This is a genomic window from Bradyrhizobium sp. WYCCWR15520 (genome assembly GCF_056174665.1).
Genome location: NZ_JBWBWM010000002.1, coordinates 77,892 through 97,092 on the forward strand (window position 1 = coordinate 77,892; position 19,201 = coordinate 97,092).

The following is a 19,201-nucleotide window of genomic DNA, read 5'->3' on the forward strand; positions in this document are numbered from 1 at the left end:
GAAGCTGCGAGAGAAGGTTCGCCCTCGATGCCGAGCGTTCGATTCCGCCTCAACGGCGTCGAGACTATGGTCGACGCCGATCCCGACCGGCCCTTGCTGGATATTCTGCGCGGGCAGCTCGGAGTGACCGGACCGCATTTCGGCTGCGGCGCCGGTGAATGCGGCGCTTGCAATGTCATTATCGGAGATCGCGCGGTGTCGGCCTGCGACACGCCGCTGTGGTCGGTCGCGGACAAGGATGTCACGACCATCGAAGGGCTGGGTACGAGCGAGCGGCCGCACCCGCTGCAGCGCGCCTTCATCGCCGAGCAGGCGCTGCAATGCGGCTATTGCGTCTCCGGCATCCTGATGAGCGCAGCGGCACTGCTAAAGCGAAATCCGTCGCCGACAACGCGGGAGGTGAAGGAAGCGCTCGACGGCAATCTCTGCCGTTGTGGTTCGCATCAGCGCATGGTGCGGGCGGTATTGCGCGCAGCGGAAGAAATGGCGGCAGGATGAACCAGCAGGTCGACGCTCCGTCTCAGCCCGCATTGCCGGCAAGCCTCGCGGCCAATCCGAAACTGTCGTCGTGGCTGAAATTCTCGAGCGCCGGACAAGTAACGGTCTCGCCGGGCAAGGTGGAGATCGGGCAAGGCATCGTGACGGCGCTGGCGCAGATCGCCGCCGACGAACTCGATGTCGACCTGTCGCGCGTGCAGATGATCCGGGCGTCGACTGCCGCCAGCCCTAACGAGGGCGTCACCTCGGGCAGCCTCTCGATCCAGCAGTCGGGCCGCGCGCTGCGTTATGCCTGCGCCGAGGTTCGCCGGATATTTCTGCAGCATGCGGCAGAACGGCTCGGGGTCGATGTCGATGCGCTCGAAATCGAGGACGGCACCATTTCGGGCCCTGGCAATGTCAGGACCAGTTATTGGGAACTTGCCGATGAGGTCTCGCTCGATCACAACGCCACATCAGGCGTGACGCCAAAGATCGCAACGCGCCGTGCGCTGGCCGGAAACTCGATCCACCGGATCGACATACCAGACAAGGTGTTTGCCCGGCCGCGGTTCATCCACGATCAGGCGTTGGCGAGGATGCTGCATGGCCGGGTGCTGCGGCCTGAGAACGCGCGCGCGAAGCTTTCGGAATTGAGAGAGGATGGTGCCCGTGCGGTCGACGGTCTCGTCGCCATCGTGCGCGATGGCAGTTTCGCGGGCGTCGTCAGCGAAACCGAGCGTGGCGCGGAACTGGCCGTTCGAGCCTTGCGCAAGGGCGCCGTCTGGTCCGACGGCGAGCCCCTTCCCGACGAAAACGATCTGGCTTCATTCCTGAAAGCGCAGCCATCGGAAGCGACGATCATCGACCAGAAAACGGCTGCATCATCAGGCGCGGCGGCGCGAACCATTCGGCGGCAATATACCCGCCCTTACATTGCCCACGCGTCGATCGCACCGTCCTGTGCGATGGCGCAGTGGGACAGCGACCGCGTTCATGTCTGGACTCACAGCCAGGGCGTCTATCTCCTGCGCGCCGATCTGGCGCTGGTTCTCAAACTGCCGGTCGAGAACATCACCGTCGAGCATCTGGAAGGCGCTGGCTGCTACGGACACAACGCCGCCGACGATGTCGCGCTAGACGCCGTACTGCTAGCCCGGGCCGCCGGCGGCCGTCCGGTGCGGGTGCAGTGGTCGCGACAAGGCGAGATGTCGGACGCACCCTTTGGCGCGGCGATGGCAATCGAGATTGAAGCGGATCTCGATGCGCAGGGAGAGATCGTCGACTGGCGGCACTCGATCTGGAGCAACGGTCACGCGGCGCGGCCGGGGCGCGCGGCACAGCCCGCCTTGCTGGCGGGATTCGAGCTGGCAGAGCCGTTTCCGCGCATGATCTCCACCAATCCGCCGCAGACGAATGGCGGCGGCGGCGATCGCAACTCGATCCCGCTTTATGATTTTCCGTCATGGCGCATAGAAAGCCATCGCCTGACGACGATGCCCATTCGCACTTCGGCGCTGCGGACGCTGGGCGGACAGGGCAATGTGTTTGCGATCGAATCGATCCTCGATGAAATCGCCGCCGAGCGTGGCGAAGATCCGGTCGCGTTCCGGCTGCGTTACCTGCGGGATGAGCGGGCCAGGGACGTCATTCGGGCTGCGGCCAAGCGCGCGAAGTGGAAGCCGGAGAAGCAGCCCGGCATCGGTCACGGCATCGGCTTTGCCCGCTACAAGAACACTGGCGCCTATTGCGCAGCGATCGCCGAGATCGAGGGCGCCGAGGAGATTGCCGTCAGGAAATTGACGCTGGCCGTCGACGTCGGCGAGGCCATCAATCCGGATGGCGTCGTCAACCAGATCGAAGGTGGCGCCATTCAAGCCACGAGCTGGGTACTGAAGGAACGCGTGCGCTTCGACCGGCAACGCATCACCAGCACGAGTTGGACGGAATATCCGATCCTGCGCTTCAGCGAGGTGCCCGATGTCGAGGTCGAATTGATCCAGCGCCCGGAAATCGACCCGGTCGGCGCCGGCGAGGCTGCGCACGGTCCCGTCACAGCCGCCATCGCCAACGCGGTGTTCGATGCGCTCGGCGTGCGGGTGCGCGATTTGCCGATCACCCGCGACAGGATCATCGCTGCGATGGAATTGAGCTCATGAACAGGCTGAACATTCTGAGCGGCGGCGCAGCGCAGGGCCTCGTCGGCAGCCTGACACCCGCCTTCAAGGCCCGAACCGGATTCGATATCGCAGGCGAGTTTGGCGCGGTCGGTCTCATGGCCGACAAGTTGCGCAAGGGCACGCAGGCCGACATCGTCATCTTGACTGCGGCGCTCCTCGCTGAACTGGCGGATGAGAAGCTTGTTGCAACCCCTTCCATCACCAACGTCGGCCTTGTTGAAACCGCCCTCGCCGTCCGTACCGGCGATCCCCAGGCCGCCGTCAGGGATGCCGCGGATTTGCGCGAGGTCCTGCGGGCCACGGACGCGATCTTCGTACCGGATACCAAGACCTCGACGGCCGGAATTCACGTCGCAAGTGTCTTTCAGCAGCTCGGCATCGCCGATGAGGTTGCCGCCCGCCTCCGGGTTTTCCCGAACGGCGCGACCGCGATGCGTGAACTGGCGGCCTCGGATGCGCGGCGTCCGATCGGCTGCACGCAATCAACCGAGATCATCAGCACCAAGGGTGTAACCCTGTCCGGCTCACTGCCGCCGGGCTGCGAGCTCGCAACCATGTACACAGCGGGCATCACGACCACCGCAGCCTACCCCAAACAGGCCCAGGAGCTGATCGGCTTGTTAACCGGCGCTGACCAACTTGAACAGCGAAAGCGCGCTGGCTTCATCAGCTAGACCTCGTTCTAAGCTCGTGAGCCTCAGCGGGCGCGCGGAATCGAATTCCGCTTGATTATTCTGCAGTTTCAAGGCGCGCATTTGGTAAATATCGGCGACATCCATTACGATCCTGGAACTCGCCGATCGGCCGCCCGAACTGCTCGCGCGTTTTGGCCCATTCAACGGCCTGCTCTAGCGCACCCGCAGCGATCTCCATTTCAACAGTGCTCGTGCCCACACGCTGGCTGTTATAGGCATTGATAAGGTCGGCGAAGCTCAAAAAGCTGCATGTCTGGCCCGGATCCGAAGCGCCTGGTTGGCACGAGAACGTCAGCTCTCAGAGGCAAGCCTCACCACCTTCGCAGCTAACACAATTCGCGCCAGCGAGCTCCGACCGCAACCGTCAGGAGTGTTTGGCGCAGAAAAACGTGGCCTGTGGTAGCGGGGGTCCCCTACAGCCCGATACCCACTATCGTGAAAGCATCTTTCTCGTATCGCCGCGCAGCCTACTGAAGCATAGCGACCGTTTCCAGATGAATGACAACCATCTGCGGTGAGAACTAGCTTATACTCTCCAACACCGAGCGAGCCTTTTGCAGATCCGTAGTGCCGTGGCCATTCGTGAACCCACCATACCTCGCCGAGAGCAGCGTGCGCGCGCTGTCAATTCGTCCGGCATCCCGCCAGACCTGCGCCAGACTTGTCGCGGTCCGCAATTCGAAAAGTCTCGCATTCTGCCTTTGTGCCGTTTCCAATCCGCGACGGAACAAAGCCTCTACCTCAGCAAGCGATGCGCCCTGAGAGAGTCTGGCGCAGGCTCGTACGCGAAATTCCTCCGCCTCGCTGTAACGCTGCCCAGTTGCATCGGCCTCCGCCGCCGCTCGATCCAGCAAGGCGATAGCCTCATCGTTTCTCTGGTTCTGCATCAGGATATCGGCTTCGCTGATCAGGAAATAGGGAAGCCAGATCCTGGTTTGCACCCGATCTCGGATTTCCCTGCTGCGCTGCAGTCGCGCCAAGCCGGTATCCAACGCGCCCGTTGTGGCCGAAGCCCAACCTAGAAGCGCCTCCGTAAAACATTCCCAGTAGAAAACATGATGCCGGTTCATGATCTCGACAAGCTCTTCAGCGAGCGAGAAGACCGCCACAGGATCCTGCTCAACCATTGATTTCATTGCGCAATGATAGATTACATAGCAGCTCGTCAGGTGGTGTCCACGTTCACGAGCCTCATGCAAACTGCGCACGCACAGTTCCTCTGCCTCGTCAAGACGACCGAGTTGTTGTGCGGCGATCGAATACTGTGCCAGGGTCGTTGGACGCGGAATCGTCAGATAGTTACCGAGCGTCGTCGCCGTGCCTTCGCGCTCAAACTCCTCTATCACTTCCAGGAACCGCTCGCGCGCCGTCACCAGTTCGCCGCTCGCCAGCGCAATCATTGCCCTGATCCGACCCCCTTGTGCCGCCGATGTCCCGTCCTCGGCCCGGCGCGCCAGTTCGAGAAAACTCCCCACGTACTCGAGAGCGCGTGGAAAGTCGCACCGTACGAGGGCGCCGCCGGCCCGGCCCCACAAGATCCGCAGCAATTGCCGCGTTTCTCCGAGATCCTGACCAAGTTCGAGCAACCGGCCGTAGTTCTGTTCGACCTCCGTCCCGGAATAACCACTCGTCGCATAGAGCGGTTCGATCATGGCGATCCTTAGTTCGAACTCCCGGCGTTGGGTCGATGAACCATCCGCAAGGTGCGTGAGTAGGCCCAAAGCACGGTGAAACTGGCTGACCGCTTCAATGTTGTTGTATCGGCCTGCCGACCGCGAAGCGGCGCGGGCCCACCAATCAATCGCTTGCGAGATGAGGCCCGCTTCGGTGAAATGGTGCGCCAACAATTCCGGTTGCGCCTCCGCTATCTGGGCAGAGTTGCTCTGCAACGTCTCGGCGATGCGTTTGTGCAGCTTCTGGCGCCGACTGATGAGCAACGTCGAGTAGGCAGCCTCCTGTACGAGGCCATGCTTGAATGTGTAGATCACCTCCGGTGGATTTCCTCGCGCGCTGATCAGGTCCGCCGCCTCAAGCAGTGTCAAAGCAGCTTCAAGTTCCTTGGGCTTTGATGGCACGACCGCGGCCAACAGTTCGAATGAAAACTCCCGCCCGATTACCGCACCAATCTGCGCAACGGATTTGCTCTCTGTCAGCCGGTCAAGACGGGCAAGCAATGAGTCCTGCAGCGTTACCGGTATCATCGACTCACCAGATCCCCGCTTGTCGTCATAGGAACCGGTACTCGCCTCATACGGGCCGGAGTCGATTACGACCTTCGTCAATTCCTCGATGAATAAAGGCATCCCGTCCGCCTTGGAGACGATTTGCTCAACAAGTGCATCGGCTAAATCCTTCCTCGCCACCCGTCGGACCAACTCGTACGACTGCCGTCGGCTCAGCCGATTGAGGCTGAACGAAGCAACCTGGCTACGGCCGGTCCACGGGGGGTGAAATTCCGGCCGGTGCGTTATTACGGCCAGGATGCGGGCGCTGTTTGTCCGGCCCAAGCCGTGGCTGATTGCCTCGACCGTTGTCGGATCAATCCAGTGCGCATCTTCCAGTATCCATAATACTGGCTTCAACCGCGACAGGTTCACGACCCAATCGTCCAGAGCATCAAGTGTCAGGCTCTTCAACTTCTCGGGTGCTCCCTCGTGTCGGGGCAAACGATCGCCAATGGGTATCGACAGCAGGTCTGCAAAAAGCGCTATCGTCTCGGGCGCCACATTTCCGGACTTCTGCATCTCAGCAATCAATCGATTCAGTTTCTCCTCAGGCTCCATGCCGAGCGTCAGTCCGGCCACGCGTTCAAAATAGGTGAAGATCGGATGCAGCGCACTAACGGTATGGAACGGCGAGCACTGCAGGCGGATAATGAAATGGCTCTCTGTTGCAATCCGGCTCGCAAGGGCCATGCACAATCGCGACTTTCCGATTCCTGCTTCGCCCGTCAGCAGGACCAGCTGACGCTCGCCTTCGCACGCGGTCCGCCATCGCCCAAGCAACAGCGACAGCTCATCCTCCCGGCCAACCACTTCTGTCAGATCGGCGGGGTGTGTAGCATCGAAGCGGCTTTCGGCCGCTGCCTCATGCAGCACGCGCCATACAGGTCTTAGGCCGGGCAGACCCTTCAAGTCGCACATGCCGAGAAATTCAAGCTCGAACATGCCCTCGACCAACCGGCGTGTGCTGCCGGCAATAGCTACGCCGTCGGGGGGAGCAAGACTCTGCAGCCGTGCGGCGAGCGCTGGGGTTTCGCCGACAACCGCTTCTTCCCTGGCTGCGCCCTCACCCAGAAGGTCACCAACGACAACAAGACCTGTCGCGATACCCGTTCGCACATGCAACGTTACATCTGGTAACGGGGCCTGATTTGGTACAACCTGCCCGAGTTCCAAGCCCGCGCGGACAGCCCGTTCCGCGGCATTTTCCAAGGCGGCCGGATAGCCAAAATAGGCGACGATTCCGTCTCCGGTGTATCTGGCAATGAAACCGCCAAGGGAGGTCACAGCATTCACGCACGCATCGAGGTAGACGCCCATCACCTTGCGAAGCTCTTCAGGGTCCAGCTTGGAGGCAAGGTCCGTCGACTCGACCATGTCGCAGATCAGCACGGTTAACTGTCGTCTCTCAGCGTCAGGCCATGTCCGCACAAGTTTGCTGCGCGCGTGCTGTTCGGTCGTTTCCCGCCCGAGAAGCTCGTCGATAGCCTTAAGAATCTTTTTGCGGTGCCCGAGCGGTACACCAAGATGCACCAGATCGTCGCCTGTCAGGTCAGGCAGAACATCGCTGTCGATCGCCTGATCGGAAAAAAGGGCCCGGTATTGGCCAAGCCCAAGCTCTTCAAGCCACGCACCGACGTCCAGACTTTGCATGAGCTTGCACGTCCCAAAACCCTGATAGCCTAGCGCACTTGCTCGCTCTGATCACCGCGACGCTGCACCTCGGCGCCCTCTGGGCAGCGTCGATCCAAAGTTGCGCGCGCTATGTTATCAAAAGCTCGTTTCTTCAGCTTCCACTTTGGCGACCTTACACCAGAAATCGCTGGCTAGTAGCGGCTCAATTGCCGGGTTTGCTCGATCAGCGCGATCAAGGGGGCGGGATCAACAGCGAACGATCGTGCCTCGGTTCGCCCCTCCTCGGCGATCTGGTCGAGATAAGCTTCTGCTTCGGGCAGCTTGGCGACGAAGTGCCTGCCCAGCTCTGCCAGATTGCCGCCTTCCGGGTCGCAAAATAGCTTTACCGCCGCGGGATCGCGAATTGCCAGCGCCGCAGGTAGCGTAAGGATGCCATCGCGCAAGTCCTCCTCCCCACCGCCTCCGAGTGCGGCCAGCCCCTTCACATCGCCAACATCGTCGCAACCGTGATAGAGCAGCCCCAGCAGGCCACCAAAAGTTCGCAGCCTGCCCGACCGATCGCCCAGGCAGGCACACACCTCGAACATCGAGCCGGTGTCCTCTCCGGCGATCTTGCGCCAGTCCTCAACTCCCAGCGGTTGACGACGAAGCCGCCACTGCAGGCATTCAGCCACGCCTAATCGTTTCAACAGTTCCGAAAACAATGCAATGCCTGTTAGGTCATCCTTCAGTTGCAGATAGCCCTCCGCCACGATGTAGCCCGAAGTCATCAAAGCCGATAGTTCGCCGAACTTGGTGTGCATGGTGGCCCGACCGCGCCGCGTCGGGGAACGATCAACGATGTCGTCAATGATCAAAGAAACATTGTGAAACAGCTCGATCACCAGAGCCGATTGCATGATCTGTTCGGGGATCGGCCCTTCGCGCACTGCCCGATAACAGGAAAAGATCGTCAGGGGACGAAAGTATTTTGATCCAGTCAGGAACTGCCATTCAAGCGCTTCGCGCAACTCCTCGCTGCAACCGTCAATCCAGCGCGCAATGCGCTCGCGCAAGTCGGCCATCTCCGTCTCGAAACCAAGTCGCGCAATGACAGATTTTGTCGTTTGCTCTTGCATGTTTGAAACGCGCCGTCCTAGATTTTACTGCGCCAGCGCCTGCGGTAGGATCCGCACAGGTCGGGTTGTTGAAAATTCTGCGCTAAGCGCTCATCCAAATTGCTCAACTCGCTCTGCAAAATGCGCGCCTCCCTGACAGCCAGGTCCCCCACCTCACGCAGCAATGCACGCAATTCATCGGCCGCAAAGAGGCGCTCAGCTCCCGACGCACGGCCGTCGGCCGCGTTGACGCCAACCGCCTGAGCGAACCTCGCTTGATGACTTGCGAGTATTTGAGCCAGCCCGAACCAGTAACTGGCCGACCTGTTGGCGGCGATCATCATGGCGTGGCCCATTGGCACCACGAAATCAGTGGCGACCGAATTCTCCTGGCCGCCCGGCGGCAAACCAATCGCCCCCTCGGCGCTCGACTGGTCGAATCGCTGGCGATTGGCGGCGGCCAAATCAGCCATCGCGCCGAGCATGCCGATCATGGGCCCTAGCAGCGCTGCCCCGAGCAAGCCCGCCCCCGGATTGCCGGCCGCGGATTGCACGGTCATGTTTTCCCGAAGGCCAACACCCGCCAACCAGGCGTCACGCATTGCCATGAAAATGCCGGTGAGAGGGTCGTGCGCCGATCGACCGGGACCAGAACCAAACATGCCTTCTCCCTTTGACATTCTGAAAACCTGTGCGTCGCACTGTTACCCGACCCTGCGTCGCGCTGGGTGGCGTGCGCGGTTGCGGAGCGCAACCAGCACTTTGTTTCCCGGCAATTTAGACGACGGTCAATCCCGGCCCATGGCGCGCCGTCCACGCAAATTGTCATATCGCGAAAGGAATTCCATCATTGAAACCCGCGGCAGGCCAGCGAAGCCACGACAGAGGTCTGACAAACCCGGCCGGGATGCTCCGGAAATCCTGGCCCCATCCACCGGACGCGCAGGCCCGACAGCCCCGCCTTTGGGCTGTGTTTCCGCAGCAAGCGTCAGGAGCGCTTCCTGATACGCCTGCCCCATTAGCTGGGCATAGCGGCCAGTGGCATCGGCGAACGCGCCCGCCGCGGCCGATTGGGCCAGAAGCATTTCGGTGAAGATTGTCCGATAGTTTGCCTGCATCCGGTAGTATTCCATTGATTTGCAATCAACGAGAAGCGACAATCCTAGTATTATTTAGCGCAACTCGAGGGCGAGATGCCAAAAGTAATTGTAGTCGGTTCCGGTTTAGCCGGTATGTCCGCAGCCACCCGACTGATGGAGCAGGGTTTCGACATAACATTATATGAGCAGAACAATTTTCTCGGCGGCAAGCTTGGCGCCCATAGGGACAGCCACACACCCGATCCGCACGAACATTGCTACCACATGTACCTGAACTGGTACAATAATTTCTGGCAATTCATGAGGGAGATCGACGCCGTCGACAAATTCATACCAAGCCCTGTCATCGGCTGCCGCTTTCCGGGAGACAAACAGACGCGGCCATATCTCACCAATCCCGGATCGCCCGCGACCGTTTTGACCAACATGCTGAACGGCATCGCGTCGCCTGCGGACCAATTCCTCTCGGCGTATTCGTTGCTCGACCTCATCGGCACGCAATCGATGTCTGGGACTGTGCTGGAGCAAACTTCCGTTAGCGGTTTTTTCCGATCCAGGGGCTACAGCACTGAAGGTTCGATAGCAGCCTCAGCCCGCACCTTAGCGGAAGCGTTCGCCTCGCCAAGCTACCTTTCTTCCGCGCGAAGCTATCAGAGCTTGATAAAGTACGGGTATCCTGACCCGACTCCATCCTTGTGGCTGCTCACGCAGAATACCAACGACGCCATCTTCGAGCCGTGGAGACGTCACCTGGAAGCGCGTGCAAAGACTCTTAAGCGCCGCTTCGAGATTTATTTCCAAACGCGGGTGGAAACCCTTCACCTGAGGGATGGCCAGGTGCGCGAATTGACACTCGGCCAGATGCCGGAGGAGCCGACCACCCACCGCAACGACAGGCCGAGGGCAAGCAAAAAGTGGAAGATCGACGTTCCCGGAGATCTGGTGCTCGCCGTACCGCCGGGCCCGCTCGGATGCCTCGTCAGCCCCGATGTCGCGGCTTGCGCACCAAAGCTTGAAACGGTTCGCGAGCTGCGATCGGAGCCGATGATCTCCCTTGATGCGTATTTCAAGCGCAAGATCCCAGGCTTGACCAGCAGCATCACGCTGCTTCTGGGCTCGAAATACAATCTCAGTCTGCTCGACATTTCGCAGGTCTGGAGCGACTGGCCAGCGGGAGGAGGCACTGCGCTTAACGTCATCTCCTCAAATGCTGACTTGATCGCTGATTATCCGGAAAAAGTCATCAAGGACATAATGCTCAAGGAGTTGCAACGCTTCCTCGACTTCAAGCTTGCTGATGTGGACTACGCCCGCTGCCATGTTCAAACCAATGTTGGCGAAGAGCTTTTCGTCAACCAGGTTGGCAGCTGGAATTCCCGCCCAAAGGCGACTTGTGAGATTTCGAACCTCTTTCTGGCCGGCGATTTCTGCCAGACCTTCATCGATGTCGTCACGGTCGAGGGAGCCGTGGTCAGCGGCCTGTTGGCGGCAGAGGCATTGCGCCGCAAGCACAAGACTGGCGCTCCGATCGATATCATCCGGCCAGATTCCTATCCGGCACTTCTTCCAGCGGCGCTCGCGGTGGCTCTACGCCCTGCGGCCTGGGCCGCAAAGACGGTCTCGGTAACCGACTCCATGATGCGCGCAAATTTCTCCCGGATTTTTCCCAACGGATGAGATGAGATGCTGCAACTCATCGAGGAAAATCCAGCAACCGCGGCGGACCGTAAACGGCGGTCTGCCGCTCCGTCCAACCATTCGCGGCTGGCAACCTGTCTGCGATGTCGAAACGGTGTAGCATCTCGCATACGCAAACCGACTTGGCGTCGGCACACAGACACAAGCCGTCTCCCGACCTGCCCAATTCAAGTCTCACCGTGCCGCCGATCTGCGTTCCCTCTCCACTGCCGCTCTTCGTCGTCATTGCCCAATAGGTCTGCCGTTCCGTACCCGCTCCACGTCGAGAGATAGAAAAGGTCGGCAGATCGAAGGACCGTGCATCGCCGAATCGCGGAAATCGGATCGACAACGCCTTCCCCTTCCTGTTTGGAACGCCGAACAACACTTTGTCCGCGGCGTAACGGACCGCAAGCTTGGGAGAGACGGTCTTTTCCAGCCCCCACGCGATGCGGGCGGCCTCTTTGGTGAACTCCTGCGTGACGACAATCGCGAGGTAATAGGCGAACAATTGCTTTGCGGGATCGCCCTTCACGGTCACTGTCAACGCAACAACGAACTCCGGATAAACGCCAAAATCGCTGTTGCGATAATCCACCCCGACAATCATGAGCGGCGTCCGCCCGCCGCCCGCATCGAACGCCGACAGGATTTCGCGCACTTCTTCGCCAAGCGCATCGTTAGCCGCCTTGATATCCACGAAAAACATCGCCCATCCCTGCGACGCGTCCAGAACCCGTGCCGGCATCGCGAACGGTTTGCCGTCCACCTGGAAAATCTCTCCATCCGGTTCCGGCCCGGTGTGCTCGTCACCAATGTAGGGCTCCAGACCCGCATCCGGTCGCCGGGTTAATTCCATCGCCGCCTTTTCGGCCGCCGACGGCGCTATCGTCGCCAACTCACCCAGGCAATTTACGTAGCCGCTGACCACATCCCGCAGCAACGCCTCCGGCGGCACGGATGTCATCGCGCCCCGCACCAAACGGTCGACCTCGTATCCCCAATTGCGACTGGCTATTGTCCACCATTGGCCATACGCCTCCGCGCCGAAACGAAGTGCCATCTCGCCGACGCGCAGCAGCTGGTCGCTACGCGATGGTCGGGGGGACCCTGCAGAAGACAGAATAGGCGGCATGACGGAAGCTCCCTAGCCTGCTCCGATCGGGCGACATGCCTGTGGCTGACACAGTGCGCTAAATGGACATTGTGTAATGAGCAATGGCAAGCATCCCACGATGTTACACGGAGGCGAGCCGAATTCAAGTTGGCTTTGCTATCTGTTGGCGAACGGATAACTGCATCTACTTTGGTGGCAGCGTCCTTCTCCTTTAGGTTCGTTAGTTGAACGGCCCACGAACCCTTGCGGATGATTGGCTCCGGGACTCCTGAGAATCGACTTTCGCGAAATTTTGAGAGTCGTTCGATTTTCAGCTTTTTCAACCATACGCCAGACGCGGCCGTCTCGGCGCCGGCTGGCTCAGCGCGCCCCCGGCGCATCGAGGGCGGCAAGCAATGACGACCGCAATCGGTCATCAGGTTCGAAATTCCCGGCAAGGGTTCGTATGACTTCCTCAAAGCGAGCTCTGTACCTGGCCGCCTCGGCCGGCTTGCCGAGGCTCTCGCAGACCTCCACACCCGCCCGATAGACCCGCCAAGCGGCGAGCGGCATGTCGGTATCTTCGAGAGTTGAGAGGGCACGCGAGAGCTCCGCCCTTGCCTCCTCCAAATCGCCCGCAGCGAGCGCAACCCGGGTGAGCAGCCCGTGCGCCTGCGCCAGATGATTGCGATCGGGCGCGGGCGCGACGTACTCGTACAGCTTTGTCGCCGATGTCCGCGCCTGTTCGATATCGCCGACCTGAAGGCAGTATTCGCAGAGGCAATGGTGTAGCTGCGCGTAGATCGTGTAATCCATCATGATGCCGTCGGAATTCAGCCGTTGCATGACGTCATCGAACTGCAGGTGCGCTCGCTGCGGCTCGTTCAGTCCGACGAAGACCTTCGCAAGAACGGCTCGCTGAAAGAAGAAGGCGAAAGGATTTTCTTCAAGCACCGCTTGGTCGATGCTCTCGCAGAGCTCGCGCGCACCATGAAAATCCATCGCCTCGACGTGGAGCCACCCCAAGGTGAGGCGGCACAGGGCGATCGCCGGGCGGTTAGCGTTTCTCTCCGCCAGCGCCAGCGCGGCGATGGTCTCTCGCTGCAATCGCCGCCATTGGCCAAGATGGATCAGCGCGGTCGATTCCATCACGTTGAACAGCACAAAGATGTAGACGTCGCCGACCTCCTGCGCGAGCTTCTTGCCATCAGTTCCCGAGCGACGGCATTCCTCGTAACGCGACCGCAAGCATTCGAGGATTCCCTCGATCCCGTATCGCCGGATCAGCGTGCCGTGATCGCGCGCGTCAGCTGTTACGTGCAACGCTTTCTCGCAAAGTGCAGCATCCTGCTCCTGCCAGCCTTTCAGCCAGAGATTGATGCTGGCGCTGCTACCCTGCACGAGAGCCTTGAAGGCGTCATCCTCAAGCGCTTCACTCTTGGCAAGCGCTTCGTTGGAAGCGTGAAGGCACATGCGGCGGTCGGCATGAAGGCAGAACCGGCTCACGGCCAGGAGCCCGTTAACCTCATGGCGAAGCTGCCCCGCCTCCGCGGCGCAAGCGATCATCTCCTCGAGATCGCGAACCGAGCCGGCGAGATCCCCCGCCGAGCGCCGCGCCCAGCTCCGCTGTCGCAACAGGCTGGTGCGCGGCCCATACTGATCGGTCGTTCCCAGACGGTCGAGAATGCCGAGTGCACGGGACAGATAATTGGTCGCCTCCTCGTGACCGAGGCGTTTCGCGGAATTTTCTGCGGCCTGGCTGAGGTAGCGCAGTGCACGCGGGAAATCGTGGCTCTGCTCGAAATGCAACGCGAGCGTAGCCGCAATGTTTTCCGTCCGGCCCCCATATCCCTGCTCGAGGCGCTCGCCCATGCGGTGATGGATCTGGAGGCGCCGTGCCGGGGTGAGCCGTTTATAGAGCACGTTCTGATAGAGAATGTGTTGGAAAGCGTAGGATCCGGAATAGGTCCCGTCGGGCCATTCAGAAACGCGGCACGACACCACCGTATGATCCTTGCGTGCAAGACCCTCCAGGACTTCCTCGGTCTCCACGGTGTCGCGCGACAGACCAGCGGCCACGAGGGCTGCGGCACATTCGCTCCCCGCTACGCTGGCCGCCTCGAGCAGCTGCTGTTCGTCCTCACTCAGACGATCGATCCGATGTGTGATCATGTTGATCAGATCGTTTGGCACGACATCCTCGGATAGGGCGATTCCAGATCCGAGGCGCCAGGCGCCGTCGATCTCCACAATCGACTCGTGATTGATCAGGTAGTCCACAAGCGAGGCGATGAACAACGGCTGCCCCTGGGTGCGCCCGAACATCGGCCCGGAGAGCGCCGAAGCGAGCTTCTCGTCCTGGAAACGCAAGGCGAGGTGGTGCTCCACCTCGGTTTTGGACAATCGATCGAGTTGCAGCGCGCTGCACCTTCCGTGGATTTCCAAATCCTGATGCAGACGGCGAACGGGATGTCCGCTCATGATGCTGTCGCCAACACGATAGGTGGCAGGAACGAGCACTTGAGCCTTGCGGTCTCCGTGTGTGAAGCGCGACAGGACGTCGACCGTCTGGAAGTCGCTCCAATGCATATCCTCGATGACGAGGACCCACGGGCGATCCACACTCAACACTTCGACCAGGTCGCAGAACTCACGCGACATCCGTTCTCGTGTCGCCCCGAATACAAGGGCACTGACGATCAATCAACAGCTTGCTGCAGTTCTGTCTGTTCTTGTGTGAGAAGAACTGTGCTGCAACGTGTGCAAGACAGTGCAAGCAAATTCAAGCTGTTACGATGGGGTGCCAATTGTTCCGAGCAGCACGGAAACAGCATGGCACTTTCGGGATTTGTTCTCTACTTTCGACCGGATACCTGATGGCGCAGGAAGGCCCGCCAGCGTGAACCGCCGGGCTTTGATTTTGTGAGCTATCAAACGGCCACAGCCTTCCACACAATGCCTAGCTAGTGGAACCCCTCAGTGTTCGTGCCCGTTACTCTTCAAGTACCAAGGAGGACTCACCGTGATGAAAATCGCTTTTGTCGTGGCGGCAGCGGTGCTGACGACTGCCCCGCTCGTCACTCCGGCCAACGCCCAAGGCGTCAAGATGGCCCAAGTCGATATGCAGACCGGCCGGCACTACGAAGACCGCGACGACCGCGACTATAGGGACCGTCGGCGTTATGACTCCAACGCCACAGTTGGCGTCGGTCCAGGCGGTGTCACCATCGGCCCACGACAACGCTGCCGCACGGTGACTACCCAGGTTGAACGGGACGACGGCCGCAGGATCACGCGCAGGGAGCGCGTCTGCGACTGAACGGCGCTTTTTAGACAGACGAGACGTGAAGATTGACCACTGATCGAGCTAACGTTTAGTACCAGCGTCCTCGGCCGTACCAGCCGCCGCCGCCAACCAGCAGAATAACAAGCACAATAATGAGAAGTGTGGTGGTATCCATGAGCCTTACTCCGCCTGCTGCGTATACGCAGTGCGCAGCTTGGAATTCTAGCTATTGATAACGTTTAGCCGCTGGGTCCGGTTCCGAGACCTTGCGTGGCGAGACGGCGCACGTCATCAGCCGAAGTAGGTAATGCGCGCAGAATGACGACAGGACTCGTCGACGTGCGCTGCCGCACCGTCATGCGTGACGCTGCTGACGACATGGGCAAGCGGGCCGCGGCACGGCGTACACGCCTTTTGGCGTAGGAGGCCAGCCTCCGGGTAGTCAGTCAACGCCATACGGCTTGTTGAGAAAGTAATCGCGATTGCCCAGCGCCTTCTCCGCGTTCTGATCAATAGCGACGGTGATCGCCTGAACGTGTTGATAGCAGTGGCCTTCACGGGCGGCCCGCTGGCGAAGTTCAGCAAGCGCGCGAATCCATGGCGAGTTATCGGCCTTCTCGTCGTACCATTTCAACTGTTCGCGCATCACCAGCTCCGACCGCCCAACCCTTTCGTTGGACCGCCCTGCACACACTCTCGTTCTTAAAAGAGACAGCCGGGCGCGGGGCAGGGTTACGCCACGACTGTCCCAGTGCGCCCATCATGCGGAAAGCGCAAATCTTTCTACCGGGAAAAAATGGCAATGAAGAGCAGAAACAATGGCGGGCGCAAGCCCGACACGATGGTTCCAGAGCACGGGTTACAGCGCGTCTTTCCTGGTTCCGCCGACACCATAGGGCTTGTTGAGGAAGTAGTCGCGGTTGCCCAGCGCCTTCTCGGCATACTGATCGATTGCGACCGTTATCGCCTGGACGTGCTGGTAGCAATGTCCCTCACGCGCCGCACGCTGCCGCACCTCAGCAAGCGCCTTGAGCCAAGGCGAGTTGTCCGCCGCCTTCTCGTCGTACCATTTGAGCGGATCGCCCATCACCAACTCCGGCCGCCGAGCACGCGCCCCTTCGTCGGACCGCCCTGCTCTTTCCTGAGCCGGTCCCGCTCGGCGCAAAGATCTTCGATCCTCGCCAGCATCCGCTGCAGCAAAAGCTCAGCCGACGCAGTCGATATGCCGGCTCGTTGTAGCTGCAGAATCTCTTTACGCTGCCTTCCGACCTGGACGCGCATTTGCTCAATTTCGGAACGGACGTGATCTAGGCCCATAGCGCTCCCCTAATGCCCTCTGGATCATTCGAATGAGCCCCTCGGCATGCCGCCCGAGCTGGTCGTAGAGGCGCAGCCGCCTGAACAGGATCTCGATTTCACGATCGGTCTTCATCTCATGAAAGCACAAACCGTGAACAAGATGACAAGCCTCTAGGTATTGGGGATTTAACCGCCTGGGGCCCAATTTCACAGGAACCTTGCGTTCGACCCGGCGTCGAATCCCCGCTTCCGGCCGATGCCCCCAAAGCCCCCTGGCCGGAGGAAAACCTGCCTACAGGTTGGCGGCCCCAGCCTGAAAACCTGGGGCCGCTTTGGCTCGCTGGATCGCGGAAGGCGCCCATGCACTTCAGTCGCATTGCTCCCGCGACACAGGAACTAGAGATATGGAGCGCGAGCGAGTGTGGCTTCTCATTCGTGATCAGTAACGAGAGTAGCAGTGGTCCTGGACTCCACGGGAAGCCTGGCTTTGTAGCCTCTTGGCGCCCCATCAATTTAAACAGGACTGCCATCAGGGTAAGCGGATCACCCTTTAAGACGTTCGCCGAAGCCGAGAACGCCTGCGAGGCCATGCTTGCGCACCTGACCAAATAGCTTCGGACCCGGTGGGGACGCAGAAAAGCTGAAGAGAGACCAATGACCGTTTTTGTCTACGTCAACACAAGCAAGCAGGTCGGTGACGCCGAGCACATCAAGGTATTCGCCACCACAGATGCCGCGGAAAAATGGTTTGAGGAAAACGACCCCGAAGGCGTGGCCTTTGAGTATGAGGTTCTGGCGTGAACCCCGCCTTGCCAATCACAACTGGCGGAGAGCGAAATGGCTGAAAGAATCGATGTTGAGGTTACCGGCAGATCGCAGTTTGAAGTCGCCTACGAAATGGCGAGGTTCATTCTAATCAATATGGAAGGGCGTCAGGTGAAAAGCATAAAGCGGCAAGAGTTCTTGCATTTGGTAGCTGACTGCATCGAGGCCTTGCGGGGCATCAAGGTCAAGGAGATTCTCAGCTAGATGAACCGAGTTGGCCGCAGGTGATCTCCTTGGCTGCAGCATGCATCAAACAGTGGCGCTCAACATCGTGCGCCGATCGAAGTCCACGCCGATCCATGAACTGGAGCGATACATGCGATGCAAGGATTGCTCACGGCTTCAAGGGCGGCCATACAAGCGCAGCCATCTGGTCGCGCTGCGCATCACCAAGATCACGGCGAGCAATCCACCGTCGAAGTGGTGGCCGGGCGAAAGGTGAACAGTTGATGATGGAGCAACGATGAACGGAAGCCGCTACTACGTGGTGCGATCAGAGGGTGCGAAGTGGGGCGTCAGCTTCGGCAGCGCACTCGCCATCGCGATCAGCTACACCACCAACAAGTCGATCCTCTGGGCGATCATTCACGGCATCCTGGGCTGGCTGTACGTGATCTACTTCGCGCTGTTCAGGACGTAGCCGTCGCCGATGTGCAATCTTTACAGTATCACGACCAACCAAGAGGCGATCATCCGGCTGTTTCGCGTGATCAATCGCTATGTCGGCAACCTCGCCGCAATGCCGGGCGTCTTTCCCGACTATCCGGCTCCTGTGATCCGCAACACGGATACCGGCACTGAGCTGACAATGATGCGCTGGGGCATGCCACCCCCGCCCCGCACCGGCGGTCCGCCCGTGACCAACATCCGCAACACCTCTTCGCCGCACTGGCGCGGCTGGCTAAAGCCAGAGAACCGTTGCTTGGTACCGTTCAATAGCTTCGCCGAATACGCGCCCGAGCCGAGCCCGGAGACCAAGAAAAAGGACGTGGTGTGGTTCGCAATCAATGACGATCGGCCGCTGACCTGCTTTGCCGGCATCTGGACCGAGTTCAAGGGCGACCGCGGGACGAAATCGAAACCGATCCCCGGCCCGCATAACGTCTACGGCTTTCTCACCACCTCGCCGAACGCCGTGATCGAACCGATCCATCCGAAGGCGATGCCGGCCATCCTGATGACAGACGAGGAACGCGACGTTTGGATGCGCGCGCCGTGGGATGAGGCCAAGGCGCTTCAGCGCCCCATGCCCGATGATGCGCTCAGGATCGTTGCCCGCGGTGCTGATAAGGAAGACAAGGCGGCGGCATGAAGCCTAACGATCTATGATCGTCGGGCATCGATTAATAGACAGCGAAGTTCATCGATCCGCCGCGCGAAGTCTAATGCATTGGCCTTCAACACCTCCATGGCGTGGCCGCGATGACCTTCATTTTCCAATTCTATGATTCGATCGTTAAATTCGTTCAGATGCTTTTGCAGTTTCTCGATTTCGTGTTGAACAGGAAAACGCGCAAATATTTGTCGACCTTTGCCAGGATTTCTGCACGCATCGCCAAGAGGTTACCGAGTCTCGGTTGCCGTGCGGTCATGGCCCCTCCGAATCGCGCGG

18 protein-coding genes and 1 pseudogene are annotated in these 19,201 nt (G+C 60.0%); 10 read left to right on the forward strand and 9 right to left on the reverse strand.

The genetic code is table 11. From position 1 onward, the window contains the following. Positions 1–27: 27 nt before the first annotated feature. From AC0QUY_RS02295 to AC0QUY_RS02305, 3 genes are read left to right on the forward strand one after another with little or no spacing between them, the layout of a single operon-like run. Positions 28–498, forward strand: a complete 471-nt coding sequence (locus tag AC0QUY_RS02295) for a (2Fe-2S)-binding protein (RefSeq protein WP_475385582.1) — start codon at positions 28–30, stop codon at positions 496–498. After that, positions 495–2,636 (forward strand): xanthine dehydrogenase family protein molybdopterin-binding subunit, encoded by a 2,142-nt coding sequence (locus tag AC0QUY_RS02300; RefSeq protein ID WP_475385583.1) that lies wholly within the window; start codon positions 495–497, stop codon positions 2,634–2,636. The genes AC0QUY_RS02295 and AC0QUY_RS02300 overlap by 4 nt, the downstream gene beginning before the upstream one ends. Beyond that, positions 2,633–3,331, forward strand: a complete 699-nt coding sequence (locus tag AC0QUY_RS02305; protein WP_475385584.1) for a molybdate ABC transporter substrate-binding protein — start codon at positions 2,633–2,635, stop codon at positions 3,329–3,331. The genes AC0QUY_RS02300 and AC0QUY_RS02305 overlap by 4 nt, the downstream gene beginning before the upstream one ends. Before the next feature lie 55 nt (positions 3,332–3,386). Here AC0QUY_RS02305 and AC0QUY_RS02310 read toward each other — a convergent pair whose 3' ends face one another. From AC0QUY_RS02310 to AC0QUY_RS02330, 5 genes are all read right to left on the reverse strand, one after another. Beyond that, a complete protein-coding gene (locus AC0QUY_RS02310; protein WP_475385585.1) occupies positions 3,387–3,593 on the reverse strand; it encodes an acyl-CoA dehydrogenase family protein in 207 nt (68 codons plus the stop codon). 280 nt (positions 3,594–3,873) lie between these two features. Next, complete coding sequence (locus tag AC0QUY_RS02315) at positions 3,874–7,227, reverse strand: AAA family ATPase (RefSeq protein WP_475385586.1); 3,354 nt, start codon at positions 7,225–7,227, stop codon at positions 3,874–3,876. 173 nt (positions 7,228–7,400) lie between these two features. Then, a complete protein-coding gene (locus AC0QUY_RS02320; protein WP_161855949.1) occupies positions 7,401–8,273 on the reverse strand; it encodes a polyprenyl synthetase family protein in 873 nt (290 codons plus the stop codon). 71 nt (positions 8,274–8,344) lie between these two features. Then, entirely contained in the window at positions 8,345–8,968 is a 624-nt protein-coding gene (locus AC0QUY_RS02325) for a hypothetical protein (protein WP_475385587.1), read from the reverse strand. A 126-nt stretch (positions 8,969–9,094) separates the two neighbouring features. Then, positions 9,095–9,466 carry a hypothetical protein gene (locus AC0QUY_RS02330; protein WP_161855951.1) on the reverse strand — a complete coding sequence of 124 codons (372 nt, stop codon included), beginning with the start codon at positions 9,464–9,466 and terminating at the stop codon, positions 9,095–9,097. A gap of 33 nt (positions 9,467–9,499) precedes the next feature. Between AC0QUY_RS02330 and AC0QUY_RS02335 the strand changes: the two genes are divergently transcribed. Next, positions 9,500–11,083, forward strand: coding sequence for an FAD-dependent oxidoreductase (locus tag AC0QUY_RS02335; protein WP_475385588.1), 1,584 nt, complete (start codon positions 9,500–9,502; stop codon positions 11,081–11,083). Between the two features lie 16 nt (positions 11,084–11,099). Here the strand turns inward: AC0QUY_RS02335 and AC0QUY_RS02340 are convergent, their stop codons facing one another. Together AC0QUY_RS02340 and AC0QUY_RS02345 are read right to left on the reverse strand one after the other, a co-directional pair. Then, positions 11,100–12,218: a hypothetical protein gene (locus tag AC0QUY_RS02340; protein ID WP_475385589.1), complete on the reverse strand. Its 1,119-nt coding sequence runs from the start codon at positions 12,216–12,218 to the stop codon at positions 11,100–11,102. 342 nt (positions 12,219–12,560) lie between these two features. After that, positions 12,561–14,840, reverse strand: coding sequence for an ATP-binding protein (locus AC0QUY_RS02345; RefSeq protein WP_475385590.1), 2,280 nt, complete (start codon positions 14,838–14,840; stop codon positions 12,561–12,563). Positions 14,841–15,201: 361 nt separating this feature from the next. Between AC0QUY_RS02345 and AC0QUY_RS02350 the strand changes: the two genes are divergently transcribed. Beyond that, entirely contained in the window at positions 15,202–15,498 is a 297-nt protein-coding gene (locus AC0QUY_RS02350; protein ID WP_161855958.1) for a hypothetical protein, read from the forward strand. A 409-nt stretch (positions 15,499–15,907) separates the two neighbouring features. On the opposite strand, the gene AC0QUY_RS02355 is transcribed toward AC0QUY_RS02350, so the two are convergent. Both AC0QUY_RS02355 and AC0QUY_RS02360 read right to left on the reverse strand, forming a co-directional pair. After that, positions 15,908–16,111, reverse strand: a complete 204-nt coding sequence (locus AC0QUY_RS02355) for a hypothetical protein (protein WP_161855959.1) — start codon at positions 16,109–16,111, stop codon at positions 15,908–15,910. A 213-nt stretch (positions 16,112–16,324) separates the two neighbouring features. Continuing rightward, entirely contained in the window at positions 16,325–16,552 is a 228-nt protein-coding gene (locus tag AC0QUY_RS02360) for a hypothetical protein (RefSeq protein ID WP_161855960.1), read from the reverse strand. Positions 16,553–17,418: 866 nt separating this feature from the next. On the opposite strand from AC0QUY_RS02360, the gene AC0QUY_RS02365 reads away from it, so the two are divergent. The 5 genes and pseudogenes from AC0QUY_RS02365 to AC0QUY_RS02385 all read left to right on the forward strand — a co-directional run bounded on the left by AC0QUY_RS02365 (position 17,419) and on the right by AC0QUY_RS02385 (position 18,901). Continuing rightward, the gene (locus AC0QUY_RS02365; protein WP_475385591.1) at positions 17,419–17,565 is read left to right on the forward strand and encodes a hypothetical protein; all 147 of its coding nucleotides are present in this window, start codon (positions 17,419–17,421) and stop codon (positions 17,563–17,565) included. A 36-nt stretch (positions 17,566–17,601) separates the two neighbouring features. Further along, positions 17,602–17,793, forward strand: coding sequence for a hypothetical protein (locus tag AC0QUY_RS02370; protein ID WP_161855961.1), 192 nt, complete (start codon positions 17,602–17,604; stop codon positions 17,791–17,793). Between the two features lie 28 nt (positions 17,794–17,821). Further along, a pseudogene (locus tag AC0QUY_RS02375) lies at positions 17,822–18,031 on the forward strand (hypothetical protein); the annotation flags it as partial. A gap of 21 nt (positions 18,032–18,052) precedes the next feature. Further along, positions 18,053–18,229, forward strand: a complete 177-nt coding sequence (locus AC0QUY_RS02380) for a hypothetical protein (RefSeq protein ID WP_202639144.1) — start codon at positions 18,053–18,055, stop codon at positions 18,227–18,229. Positions 18,230–18,238: 9 nt separating this feature from the next. Next, positions 18,239–18,901, forward strand: coding sequence for an SOS response-associated peptidase (locus AC0QUY_RS02385; RefSeq protein ID WP_475385592.1), 663 nt, complete (start codon positions 18,239–18,241; stop codon positions 18,899–18,901). Positions 18,902–19,201: the final 300 nt, after the last annotated feature.